Raw genomic sequence first — 12,500 nt, forward strand, 5'->3', positions numbered from 1 at the left:
AGTTTACTCACTTTGACGCAAAAATCAATCAAAAGTGCGTTTTGTTTGAGGCTTTATTGCTTAACGCCCCGGAAAACCCGGTGGCATCATACCTTTCATGCCGCGCATCATCTTGGCTAAGCCGCCTTTTTTCATTTTCTTCATCATGCGTTGCATATCATCAAATTGTTTCAAGAGGCGATTAACTTCTTGCACAGTAGTTCCCGAACCTGCCGCAATACGACGTTTTCGCGAGCCTTTAATAATTTCTGGTTTTTCACGTTCTTTACGTGTCATGGAATTAATCATCGCTTCCATACGAACGGTGATTTTATCATCCATTTGGGACTTAACGGCATCGGGTAACTGAGACATTCCAGGCATTTTGCTCATCATACTCGCCATGCCGCCCATATTACGCATTTGCTTTAATTGACTTAAAAAGTCATTTAAATCAAAGCCATCTCCCGTTTTAAGTTTTTTAGCAAGCTTTTCAGCTTCATCACGGTCAACTTTATGCTCAATCTCTTCAATCAGAGAAATCACATCACCCATGCCAAGGATACGCGACGCGACGCGTTCTGGGTGGAATGGTTCTAAGGCATCAGTTTTTTCACCAACACCTAAGAATTTAATAGGTTTCCCCGTAATCGCACGAATTGAAAGTGCCGCACCGCCTCGAGCATCACCATCGACCTTGGTCAATACAACCCCTGTCAGTGGTAAGGCTTCATTAAATGCTTTCGCTGTGTTTGCCGCATCCTGCCCTGTCATCGCATCAACGACGAATAAGGTCTCAACTGGCTTAATAATGCGGTGAACTTCTTGGATTTCTTCCATCATCGCTTCATCGACGTGTAAGCGACCTGCGGTATCCACCAACAACACATCGTAGAATTGCAATTGTGCATGTTTTAATGCTTTTTGAACAATTGCTGCGGGTTTTTCTTGTACTTCTGAAGGGAAAAAGTCTATTCCAACACTTTCAGCTAATGTCTCTAATTGTTTAATCGCTGCGGGGCGATAAACGTCAGCTGAGACAACTAATACTTTTTTCTTCTGTTTTTCTTTTAGATGCTTACCTAATTTTGCAACGCTGGTTGTTTTACCTGCACCTTGCAAGCCCGCCATTAAAACAACTGCGGGGGGTTGTGCGGACAAATTAAGTTGGTGGTTTTCGTCCCCCATCGCCCTAGTCAGTTCATTTTGAACTATTTTAATGAACTCTTGGCCGGGTGTTAGACTTTTATTGACATCTTGCCCAACGGCATTTTCTTTAACTTTTTGAATGAATTCACGGACAACTGGTAAAGCAACGTCAGCTTCCAGTAAGGCCATGCGAACTTCGCGTAGTGTTTCTTTAATATTTTCATCAGTTAGACGGCCACGCCCACTGATATTGCGCAACGTGCGCGATAGTCTGTCAGTTAAATTATCAAACATATGTCTTAGCTCAATTCTGTTGATGGGCCGATGTCAGCCTGATCTGGTTGCTAATACAGATAATTTCAAGTGTGCATTATCTAACAACTTGAATTATAAGCATCAATGCCTTCACTATGATGAAGGAAAACCAACACTAAAAATAATCGCGGCAAAATAATGCCACCATTGTAACATGCTCGCAGTTTTTTCGCTGCCCCCTGTTTGAAACAGATGATACAGGTTATTATGGTTTGAGTTTAATAATACAAACCAAGCCAGTAGGCGCATGAAATGCTATCAGCAACGAATATATTGCGATTGGCCCGTCCAATAGTTGGAGCCTACACTCGTACAAGTTATACTATGAAATAACTTTCCACTAAAAATGATTAACGACACTATACTATGCCCGTATTTGCAGTCATAGCAGTTTGTACATACATGGTCAGTCTATTACTGATCGTCCCCGGCCAAGTGCGCAAGCAGCCACTTTACCGCTATCTCGCACTTTTTCTTGCTGTGATTGCGTTAGTGACTCACACAATTACATTGAAATTTTTGATTTTTAGTGAAGCCGAAGGACAAAACCTCACACTGCTGAATTTAGGCTCAACAGTGAGCTTACTCATGTGTGTGATTATGACTGTTGTCGCTTACTGGGGAAAAGCTTGGTACTTAACACCCATCGTCTATAGTTTTGCCATCATTAACTTGATGTTGTCGACGCTAATGCCTGGGGAGTTTATTACGCATCTCGAAGCGCGAGTACCACTTTTTGTTCACATTGGCTTAGCTTTATTGAGCTATGCAACGCTTCTTATTGCCGCTTTATATGCATTACAAGTGGCTTTAATTGACCATCAGCTAAAAAACAAAACCTTAAAATTTAGCCCCGATATGCCTCCTATGATGGTGATTGAACGTAAAATGTTCCACGTCACTCAAGTTGGCGTCATTTTGCTAACTCTTACCTTATGTACCGGTTTTATTTATATGGATAATATTTTTGATAAAGAAAATATTCATAAATCGGTGTTATCCGTGATCGCCTGGTTTGTTTATATCACTCTACTTTGGGGGCATTTCCATGGAGGATGGCGAGGTAAGCGCGTCCTATTTTTCCATGTTGGTGGCTCAATCATCTTAACTATGGCTTTTTTTGGTAACCGTTTAATACAGGAGTTTATGGTATTTTGACACAAATAAAGCCACGACTTTCACAATATAAGGAAACTTGTTTTGGATGATGTGTCCACGAGTACGCTAATCATCATATTGATTGTTTTAATTTTTATGTCAGCCTATTTCTCTGCATCAGAAACAGGGATGATGACGCTAAACCGTTATCGGTTAAAACATTTAGCAAAACAAGGTAATCGCTCAGCGATCCGCGTTGAAAAACTTCTTAGACACCCTGACAAACTGTTAAGTCTAGTCCTTATTGGTAACAACTTAATCAACATAGTCGCATCCGCATTAGCGACGATTATCGGTATGCGGCTGTATGGTAACGCTGGAGTCGCGATATCGACGGGGATCCTGACTTTTGTGATCCTCATTTTTGCCGAAGTCATGCCTAAAACGCTGGCAGCGCTGTACCCTGAAAAAATCGCATTCCCAAGTAGTTACTTCTTAAAACCATTGCAAGTAGTCATGATGCCTATTGTTTGGGCATTTAATACTATTTCAGCACTACTGTTACGCTGCATTGGGGTGAAGTCACTAACCGCACGAACTGATGCAGTTAATAAGGAAGAACTACGTACCATTGTTAACGAATCAAAGCATAAAATTAGCCGCCGAAATCAAGACATGTTGATTTCAATTCTAGATTTAGACAAAGTCACTGTCGGCGATATTATGCTGCCAAGGAATGAAATTGTTGGTATTGATGTCAATGATGACTGGAAATCAATTATTCGGCAGCTCACCCACTCACCTCATGGCCGTATTGTGTTATACCGTGACTCACTTGATGACTCCATTGGTATTTTACGCGTCCGCGAAGCCTACCGTCTCATGATGGAAAAGCGTGAGTTTAATAAGCAAAACCTCATCAAAGCTGCGGATAACATTTATTTTATTCCTAACAGTACACCATTAAATGTTCAGTTAGTTAACTTCCAGCACAATAAAGAAAAACTTGGGATCATTGTTGATGAATACGGTGAAATTCAAGGTCTTATCACTGTCGAGGATATATTAGAAGAGATAGTAGGTGACTTCACAACCTCTATGTCACCATCTTTGGCTGAAGAAGTCTTGCCACAAAGTGACGGGAGCGTTCTTGTAGACGGTTCTGCGAATATTCGTGAACTGAATAAGGCTTTTGATTGGAATCTCCCTATAGACGGTCCTAGGACGGTTAATGGCATGGTTTTAGAGGTCATCGGTGATATTCCACAACTTGAAGAGCAAATTGTGGTAGGCCATTACCTTATCGAAGTATTAGCGATGAGTGAAAATATCGTTAAACAAGTAAGGATCACGCCTCTTACATTTAGTTCTCAAGTCCCTGACCTTTGATTTAGTCATAAACTTGCAATCTAATTCTCATATAAAAAATAAAAAGAGCCTTAATCGGCTCTTTTCATAGAGAATATTTGATAAAAAGCTAAACATGTAGCTGTTCAAGTTTCTCTGCTGGTAATGCTAATTCATCATTTTTATTGATGCCAATTTCTGATGCAAGAACATTACGCGCAATTTGCTGGGCTTCTTCCAGTGAGTGCATTTTGTATGTACCACACTGATAGACATTCAATTCAGGGATCTTGTTTTGGTCTTTCACTTGCAAAACATCTTCCATTGCAGCCTTCCAGGCCTTAGCAACACGCAGTTCATCTGGCTGGCCGATAAGGCTCATATAAAAACCAGTACGGCACCCCATTGGTGAAATATCAATAATTTCAACACCATTTCCGTTAAGATGATCACGCATAAAGCCTGCAAAGAGGTGCTCTAAAGTATGCGTCCCTTTTTCTGTCATGGCTTCTTCATTGGGTACAGTAAAACGCAAATCAAAAACTGTGATGGTATCACCGCTTGGTGTTTTCATGGTTTTTGCCACACGTACAGCAGGTGCTGACATGCGAGTATGATCGACAGTAAAGCTATCTAATAATGGCATTTCGTGACCTCCTCGAAAATAAAAAATATTTTCTAAAATAAATGAAACTATTTTGAAAATACAGAGTCTGAATTATTGAAAGACGCGCAATTTGTTATCATCCCTAATTCTCTAAGAGATTTTTTTTTGGCCACCTAGCGTGGCCATTTCTTTTAGCGTCCTGCATGAATGCGCAGATAGTCCTCAAAGCTTTCGCTCTCACTTTGTTCCATCTTTGCTTGCTTCTCTATTGAAGCTAATCGTGCTTGCTCAAATTGCTCTTCAGTTATCACTTCATACGGCTCATTCACTAGCTGTTCAAAATATTTTTCAGCTAATTCTAACCCGTAACCACCAATACCTTTTTCTAACATTTCATCCATAACAAGCGCTGAATACGTGAGAGTTGGGTCTTTAAACATAGCGAAAAATTGGTGACAAACTTCTTGATATTTGGCATCACAACAAGTGTCTAACACTTCAGCAACGCGGATCAAGTCATTAAATAATTGCTGTCCAACGTCAACTAGTGGTTTAACTTCGCTGCCACAGCCGAAACCAATGACTTGGCCTGGTTTACGACCTTCAAGAATGACACGATTCCAGTTTTGACGACAGCAGTCTAATTCCTGTGCATTCATTTCAGGTGCATCAGCAAGTACACACCATATTAAGAATAGATCAACAAAACGTGCTTGAGTTTCATTAACACCTATCGCACTGAATGGATTGATATCCAGTGAGCGGACTTCAATGTACTCAATACCACCACGTAATAACGCATCAGAAGGTGATTCACTGCCTTTAGGTACGCGTTTAGGTCGTATTGGAGCGTAGAGCTCATTTTCAATTTGTAGCACATTCGTATTCAGTTGAATATATTTGCCATCTTTTTTAACACCCAGTTTTTCAAATTCAGCAGAAGGCTTATAAATGGCTTTTTTCAGGCTTTCGACATATTCATCCAATTTATTGAATGTGATGTTTAAATCACTCTGTGATTTATTTGTATACCCTAAGTCACTCATGCGTAATGATGTCGCATAAGGCAAGTAATACGTACCACAGTCCGTTTTATCAAATGATAGCGTTGTCTCCCTATCTTTCAAAAAAGAGCCGCAGATAGCCGGAGATGCGCCAAATAGATAAGGAATAACCCAACCGAAGCGATAGTAATTTCTAATCAGGCGTAAATAGCCTTCAGAAATTTTTTCTTTGCCACTTTCTGCGTCTTCAATTCCTGCCCATGCTTGCCAAAATTCGATCGGCAAAGAGAAGTTATAATGCACCCCTGCTATCGTCTGCATCAAAGCACCATAACGATTTTTAAGGCCTTCACGGTACAGTGTTTTAAACTGCCCCACATTAGAAGAACCATATTGTGCAAGAGTGATTCTATCTTCACTTTCAATAAAGCATGGCATACTCAACGGCCACATTCTTTCATTCTGAAGGTGACGAGCTGTATAACGATGCAAATCCCGCAAAAAAGCCAAATTATGGCTAATGCTTTTATCTACAGGAGTAATAAATTCGAGTAAGGACTCCGCAAAATCTGTCGTGATCCATTTATGTGTTAAAGCTTTTCCCAGCCCTTCTGGATGCAAGGTCTCTGCAATTGCGCCTGTAGGGGTTACACGCAATGTTTCACGCTCTATACCACGTTGAATACCATTTAGTGTTTCTGGGTGCGCCTCTAACCATGAGAGCGCTTTCGATACGTCCGGGATCAAGTCGACCTCCCGCCTGTGATGTTAATTTATTTTATTAAGGCAATTACTTTAGCCTAAATCACATAAATTGTCGCTGTCTAGATGTGTGGTTTATGAGGGAATAAATCAAAGTGGTATAGAAAATACGATTTAGTTAATTTTATAAATGACAATTTTGGGCAAAAAAAAACTCCTCAAATGAGGAGTTTCTTAATGATGGTGCATCCGGGAGGATTCGAACCTCCGACCGCTCGGTTCGTAGCCGAGTACTCTATCCAGCTGAGCTACGGATGCAAAATTTGGTCGATAGTAAATCGATAGTTTCAATAACTATTATTGAGTTAAATTAAAAGGTATTATTGATATTGCTAAGTTATTAGCTAAGAGATGGTGCATCCGGGAGGATTCGAACCTCCGACCGCTCGGTTCGTAGCCGAGTACTCTATCCAGCTGAGCTACGGATGCATACTTAATGCAAGATGTGCTGCTCTCTCAAACTTCTGTATCAACTTCTACTTCTATAAATCAACTTCTTAGTTACTGTCTTGTTTTGCTGCTAAAACCAAAACAATACCCCATCAGATGTTCTCATAGGGTTAAAGATGGTGCATCCGGGAGGATTCGAACCTCCGACCGCTCGGTTCGTAGCCGAGTACTCTATCCAGCTGAGCTACGGATGCATAATCTAAAATGGCGGTGAGGGAGGGATTCGAACCCTCGATGCAGCTTTTGACCGCATACTCCCTTAGCAGGGGAGCGCCTTCAGCCTCTCGGCCACCTCACCATATTTTAGTTACACACGATTTGTTTTTTCAAACATCTCGTTGCTGTGTGGCGCACATATTACTTTCCTAGACTTAGAAGTCAAACAATTTTTCCAAACTTTTTGCATTCCGTTGTCCGTTTGCACATTTCACAAGCAAGATGATTAGTTTAACACCGAAAAAGATACTTTTCAGCCCTTATGACACTAACTTTATAAACAAAAATACAGGGACAAAATTATTCTATAAACGAATAAAAATGAGTTCACGGGATTGATTAGCCTATATTTCAAACAAAAGGAAACAAAATTTCAGTACAAGGAAACCTAAGACTAAACAATAAAATGAGTTTGACGCTAGAGAATTATAAAAACGAAAGGGTATTTTTAGAAATAATACGAGTAAGACAAGCGCCCATTCTTGCTGTGTGGTCAATCATTGGACGCTTATTCATTATTATTGATTATCTGGTTGAGTCTTTTCAGCCTGGATCCGTTGATAAATTTCTTCACGGTGAACAGAAACTTCTTTTGGGGCATTAACACCAATACGAACTTGGTTGCCTTTGACACCCAATACAGTAACTGTTACCTCATCGCCTATCATGAGTGTTTCACCAACTCGACGAGTCAGAATAAGCATTCTTTGCTCCTTGAAATATTAAAAGAGTCGGGTCTCTAGGTATCCCCCGCTATTGTCCATCACACACCGTGAAAACGTAAAGCAATGACATTCACCTAAAGCATTGATGCCATCAATACAAGCATTCTAATTATTTACAAGCAAAATATAGCACTACAAACGATACATTAACAATGCCGCAACAGATTAAAGTTGCCTCATTTTTCAATGAGGCAACTTTGTAAGTGCTTACAGGCGTGCTTCAACCCATTCTTCGACACTCGCCATAGCAGCAGGTAATGCGCTAGCGTCAGTACCTCCTGCTTGAGCCATGTCTGGGCGGCCACCACCTTTACCACCTACCTGACTTGCAATGTGGGAAATCAAATCCCCTGCTTTAACTTTAGCCGTCAAATCATTAGTTACCCCAACGATCATACTGACTTTATCACCACTTGTTGTTGAAAGCACGACAATCGCTGATTTCAACTGATTTTTAAGGTCATCAACCATAGTTCTCAATAACTTAGGATCAGTATCTCCTAATTGAGTGACTAACAATTTGATGCCTTTCACCTCTTTCGCTTTGCTACTTAGTGAAGCACTTTCTTGAGATGCTTGTTGATCTTTTAGTTGCACAATTTCTTTTTCGAGCTGGCGAGATTTGTCCAATGCCGCTTTTACTTTCTCGACAAGGCTATTCATATCACCTTTTACTAAGTGTGCAATTGCCGAAAGTTGCTCTGATTGATGATGAATGCTTTCAATCGCCATTGTGCCTGTCGTCGCTTCAATACGACGAACGCCTGCTGCCGTACCAGATTCACTCAAGATACGGAATAAACCAATATCTCCAGTGCGGCGCGCATGTGTACCACCACATAACTCGATAGAGAAATCACCCATACTCAGAACGCGCACGCGCTCTTCATATTTTTCACCGAACAATGCCATAGCACCTTTTGCTTTAGCGCCTTCTAAATCCATCAGCTCAGTTTCAATTTCTAAGTTTTTACGGATTTGCGCATTCACAATATCTTCTACTTGACGTAGTTGATCTTGTGTCATCGCCTCAAAATGAGAGAAGTCAAAACGCAAGTATTTATCATTAACCAGTGAACCCTTTTGAGAAACATGGTCGCCTAATACTTGGCGTAATGCCGCATGCAGTAAGTGCGTTGCTGAGTGATTTAAACGGATAGCATCACGTCTAGCGTTATCCACGAATGCAGTAATTCTATGGTTAACAACCAGCGAACCCGCTTCTACTTGACCAATATGCCCAATCGCTTGACCATATTTTTGCGTGTCCGTGACTTTAAAACTCGCGCTCTCATTATTTAAATAACCCGTATCACCGACTTGCCCACCAGACTCTGCATAAAATGCTGTTTTATCTAGTATAACTAAGCCTTCTTCACCCGCATTCAAGCTGTCTACAGGCTGGCCATCTTTATATAGTGCAGTAATAGTGGCTTGTTGCTCATCATATTGATAACCGGAGAATTCACTACGCTTATCAACTTTAATTAAAGAGTTATAATCCGCGCCAAAACCACTGGATTCACGTGCACGACGACGCTGGTCTTCCATCGCTCGCTCAAAGCCGTCTTCGTCGACTTTAATATTGCGTTCGCGGCAAACATCTGCCGTTAAATCGATTGGGAAACCATAGGTGTCATATAAGCGGAATGCAGCTTCACCATCCAGAGTATCCCCTTTCAGTGAAGCAAGTTCTTCATCTAATAATTGAAGACCGCGTTCTAAAGTACGAGCAAATTGCTCTTCTTCGGTCTTAAGAACTTTTTCAACCATAGCTTGCTGGCGTCCAAGTTCATCTGCCGCAGACCCCATGACTTTAATCAGTGGCGCAACTAATTTGTAGAAGAAGGTGTTTTTTGCACCAAGCATATAACCGTGACGAACAGCACGACGGATAATGCGACGCAACACATAACCACGACCTTCGTTCGATGGAATAACGCCATCGCTAACAAGGAATGCACAAGAACGGATATGGTCAGCAATAACACGTAATGATTTGTTTTCTAAATCTGTCGCGCCAGTTGCTTTAGCTGCAGCTGCGATAAGTTCACGGAAAATATCAATTTCATAGTTTGAATTAACGTGCTGCAATACCGCAGAAATACGCTCTAAGCCCATTCCTGTGTCAACCGAAGGTTTTGGTAGAGGTTCCATTGTCCCGTCAGACTGACGGTTAAATTGCATGAACACCAAGTTCCAAATTTCAATATAGCGGTCACCGTCTTCTTCAGGGCTTCCTGGAGGCCCACCCCATATATGATCACCGTGATCATAGAAAATCTCGGTACATGGGCCACAAGGACCTGTATCACCCATCTGCCAGAAGTTATCTGACGCATATGGTGCACCCTTGTTATCACCGATACGAATAATACGCTCAACTGGAATACCAATTTCTTTATTCCAGATATCATAAGCTTCGTCATCAGTTGCGTAAACGGTCACCCATAACCTTTCTTTTGGTAAGTTAAACCATTCTTCGCTGGTCAATAACTCCCAAGCAAAACGAATAGCGTCATGCTTAAAGTAATCACCAAAGCTAAAATTGCCTAACATTTCAAAAAATGTATGGTGGCGAGCAGTATAGCCCACATTTTCTAAGTCGTTATGTTTACCACCTGCACGCACACAGCGCTGCGCAGTTGTCGCTCGGGAGTATGCTCTTTTATCCAGGCCAAGAAATACATCTTTGAACTGGTTCATCCCTGCGTTTGTGAACAATAGTGTAGGGTCATTATTTGGCACTAGTGAACTACTAGAGACCACTTGATGACCTTTTGTATGAAAAAAGTCGAGAAACGCTTGACGGATCTCAGCGGTGCTTTTACTCATATTTATCCCGATATCAAGCTGGAAACAGAATTACGAATTGTTGAGATGGAATGTAACATCACCTCTAATCAACTCTCCGATTGAAAAGTGACTGATAAGATAAAGTCTCTTTGTGCAGAAGTAAAATATAGATACATCCATTCGCAGCTTTCATTGTAAAGCGTCTAGATATTTTCTGAAAGTATGTTTATACGTTTCACTGGTGTATTTTTCCACAGAAAAACTGTTCAATAAACTATTAATGCAATAGGTGTAAAATAAAACAGGCGCCACCACATCAGTGGAGCGCCTATAAATCATCAATTAATCAATCAATTAGGTTGATATTAAAATTCTTCTGGTGTTTCTTCTTCATCAGCATCATTGATAAAGTCTGTTGCCGCACTGCTAAATTCACCGGTGTGGTTCAATAGCATTTCACGCAGTTTGGTATCAATTTCTTGAGCGACTTCAGGATGCTCTTTTAAATAATTTGTTGAATTAGCTTTACCTTGGCCAATCTTGTCGCCGTTATAGCTATACCAAGCCCCAGCTTTTTCAATTAACTTGTGTTTTACACCCAAGTCAATTAGCTCACCAAAGGTATTAATACCTTCACCATACAAAATTTGGAATTCCGCTTGTTTAAACGGTGCTGCAACTTTGTTTTTTACTACTTTAACGCGAGTTTCACTACCGACGATTTCCTCGCCATTTTTCACAGCACCAATACGACGGATATCTAAACGAACAGATGCGTAGAATTTTAATGCATTACCGCCCGTTGTTGTTTCTGGGTTACCAAACATAACACCAATCTTCATACGAATTTGGTTGATAAAGATCAGTAGAGTGTTAGATGTCTTTAAGTTACCCGCTAATTTACGCATTGCTTGGCTCATCATACGAGCTGCTAAGCCCATATGTGAATCACCAATTTCACCTTCAATTTCAGCTTTCGGTGTTAACGCAGCAACGGAGTCAACGATGATCACATCAACTGCGCCTGAACGAGTTAATGCATCACAAATTTCTAGCGCTTGCTCACCTGTATCAGGTTGAGAACACAGTAAGTTATCGATATCTACGCCTAGTTTTTTAGCATAGATAGGGTCTAAAGCGTGTTCAGCATCGATGAAAGCACACGTTTTACCGCTACGTTGTGCTGCTGCAATAACTTGCAGGGTTAATGTTGTTTTACCTGAGGATTCAGGGCCGTAGATTTCAACAATACGACCTAGTGGCAAGCCACCAGCACCCAATGCAACATCAAGGGATAAGGAGCCTGTTGAGATAGTTTCAACATCCATAGAGCGATCTTCACCAAGACGCATAATGGAGCCTTTACCAAATTGTTTTTCAATTTGGCCTAATGCTGCTGCAAGTGCTTTTTGTTTGTTTTCATCAATAGCCATGTTTACTCCCTAAGTGCAATGATTTGACCACTGCAAATAAAACGATTGAATTCGGTTTGTTGAAATTAATTATACTGTATAATCATACAGCATCAAGGAAATTTTTAATTTAACTGTTTTAAAAGTGTTTCAAGTATATAAACTGTTGATTGAAAACGAACTTCATTTCTGTTTCCTTGAAACACTCTATGTTGTGTAGTGACAAATACCGTTTGGTCTGCCTGTTTTTGTGCAAAACCAAACCATACCGTACCAACAGGTTTTTCTACACTACCGCCCCCAGGGCCTGCTATCCCACTAACTGAAACAGCGAAATCTGCACTGGCTTCTTGTAAAGCACCTGTCGCCATTTCAGTCACAACTTGTTGGCTTACAGCGCCATATCGCTGTAAAGATTCATCCTTAACACCGATCATCTGATGCTTTGCTTCATTGCTGTATGTCACAAAGCCACGCTGAAAGTAATCTGAACTACCCGATATATCGGTTAAAACCTTAGCGACCCAGCCCCCAGTACAAGACTCTGCGGTTGTGACTGTTTTACCCTGTTCTTTCAGTTTTAGCCCAACCTGAATACTCAGTGTTTCAAGCAGCTTCTCATCTATCATGATGTTATCTA

The 12,500-nt window shown here is 40.9% G+C and carries 9 protein-coding genes and 4 tRNA genes; 2 read left to right on the forward strand and 11 right to left on the reverse strand.

What is annotated here, in order from left to right; translation table 11 throughout:
- Positions 1–60: 60 nt before the first annotated feature.
- Positions 61–1,422 carry a signal recognition particle protein gene (gene ffh / locus G6Q48_RS17030; RefSeq protein ID WP_102139730.1) on the reverse strand — a complete coding sequence of 454 codons (1,362 nt, stop codon included), beginning with the start codon at positions 1,420–1,422 and terminating at the stop codon, positions 61–63.
- Positions 1,423–1,809: 387 nt separating this feature from the next.
- Between ffh and G6Q48_RS17035 the strand changes: the two genes are divergently transcribed.
- A complete protein-coding gene (locus G6Q48_RS17035) occupies positions 1,810–2,601 on the forward strand; it encodes a cytochrome c biogenesis protein CcsA (RefSeq protein ID WP_166267717.1) in 792 nt (263 codons plus the stop codon).
- Positions 2,602–2,643: 42 nt separating this feature from the next.
- Positions 2,644–3,930: a CNNM domain-containing protein gene (locus tag G6Q48_RS17040; RefSeq protein WP_102139732.1), complete on the forward strand. Its 1,287-nt coding sequence runs from the start codon at positions 2,644–2,646 to the stop codon at positions 3,928–3,930.
- An 88-nt stretch (positions 3,931–4,018) separates the two neighbouring features.
- Here the strand turns inward: G6Q48_RS17040 and luxS are convergent, their stop codons facing one another.
- The 10 genes from luxS to pncC form a co-directional block, all read right to left on the reverse strand.
- Positions 4,019–4,534, reverse strand: a complete 516-nt coding sequence (luxS, locus tag G6Q48_RS17045) for an S-ribosylhomocysteine lyase (RefSeq protein ID WP_166267719.1) — start codon at positions 4,532–4,534, stop codon at positions 4,019–4,021.
- A 152-nt stretch (positions 4,535–4,686) separates the two neighbouring features.
- Positions 4,687–6,246 (reverse strand): glutamate--cysteine ligase, encoded by a 1,560-nt coding sequence (gshA, locus tag G6Q48_RS17050; RefSeq protein ID WP_102139734.1) that lies wholly within the window; start codon positions 6,244–6,246, stop codon positions 4,687–4,689.
- A 196-nt stretch (positions 6,247–6,442) separates the two neighbouring features.
- A tRNA-Arg gene (locus tag G6Q48_RS17055) sits at positions 6,443–6,519 on the reverse strand.
- 94 nt (positions 6,520–6,613) lie between these two features.
- Positions 6,614–6,690 (reverse strand) — tRNA-Arg (locus G6Q48_RS17060).
- 138 nt (positions 6,691–6,828) lie between these two features.
- Positions 6,829–6,905: transfer RNA gene (locus G6Q48_RS17065), tRNA-Arg, on the reverse strand.
- 11 nt (positions 6,906–6,916) lie between these two features.
- Positions 6,917–7,009 (reverse strand) — tRNA-Ser (locus tag G6Q48_RS17070).
- A gap of 436 nt (positions 7,010–7,445) precedes the next feature.
- Positions 7,446–7,631, reverse strand: coding sequence for a carbon storage regulator CsrA (gene csrA, locus G6Q48_RS17075; RefSeq protein WP_004264815.1), 186 nt, complete (start codon positions 7,629–7,631; stop codon positions 7,446–7,448).
- Between the two features lie 228 nt (positions 7,632–7,859).
- Positions 7,860–10,487, reverse strand: coding sequence for an alanine--tRNA ligase (alaS, locus tag G6Q48_RS17080; RefSeq protein WP_166267721.1), 2,628 nt, complete (start codon positions 10,485–10,487; stop codon positions 7,860–7,862).
- Between the two features lie 326 nt (positions 10,488–10,813).
- Positions 10,814–11,881, reverse strand: a complete 1,068-nt coding sequence (recA, locus tag G6Q48_RS17085) for a recombinase RecA (RefSeq protein WP_102139736.1) — start codon at positions 11,879–11,881, stop codon at positions 10,814–10,816.
- A gap of 104 nt (positions 11,882–11,985) precedes the next feature.
- A complete protein-coding gene (pncC, locus tag G6Q48_RS17090) occupies positions 11,986–12,489 on the reverse strand; it encodes a nicotinamide-nucleotide amidase (RefSeq protein ID WP_102139737.1) in 504 nt (167 codons plus the stop codon).
- Between the last annotated feature and the right edge of the window lie 11 nt (positions 12,490–12,500).

It is taken from the genome of Providencia sp. M-27, assembly GCF_011077905.1.
Classification (GTDB): domain Bacteria; phylum Pseudomonadota; class Gammaproteobacteria; order Enterobacterales; family Enterobacteriaceae; genus Providencia; species Providencia huaxiensis.

Excerpts from the sequence above, each read along its gene's own strand:
- ffh (WP_102139730.1), bottom strand. The coding sequence starts at position 1,422 with ATGTTTGATAATTTAACTGACAGACTATCGCGCACGTTGCGCAATATC.
- G6Q48_RS17035 (WP_166267717.1), top strand. The coding sequence starts at position 1,810 with ATGCCCGTATTTGCAGTCATAGCAGTTTGTACATACATGGTCAGTCTA.
- luxS (WP_166267719.1), bottom strand. The coding sequence starts at position 4,534 with ATGCCATTATTAGATAGCTTTACTGTCGATCATACTCGCATGTCAGCA.
- csrA (WP_004264815.1), bottom strand. The coding sequence starts at position 7,631 with ATGCTTATTCTGACTCGTCGAGTTGGTGAAACACTCATGATAGGCGAT.
- alaS (WP_166267721.1), bottom strand. The coding sequence starts at position 10,487 with ATGAGTAAAAGCACCGCTGAGATCCGTCAAGCGTTTCTCGACTTTTTT.
- recA (WP_102139736.1), bottom strand. The coding sequence starts at position 11,881 with ATGGCTATTGATGAAAACAAACAAAAAGCACTTGCAGCAGCATTAGGC.
- pncC (WP_102139737.1), bottom strand. The coding sequence starts at position 12,489 with ATGATAGATGAGAAGCTGCTTGAAACACTGAGTATTCAGGTTGGGCTA.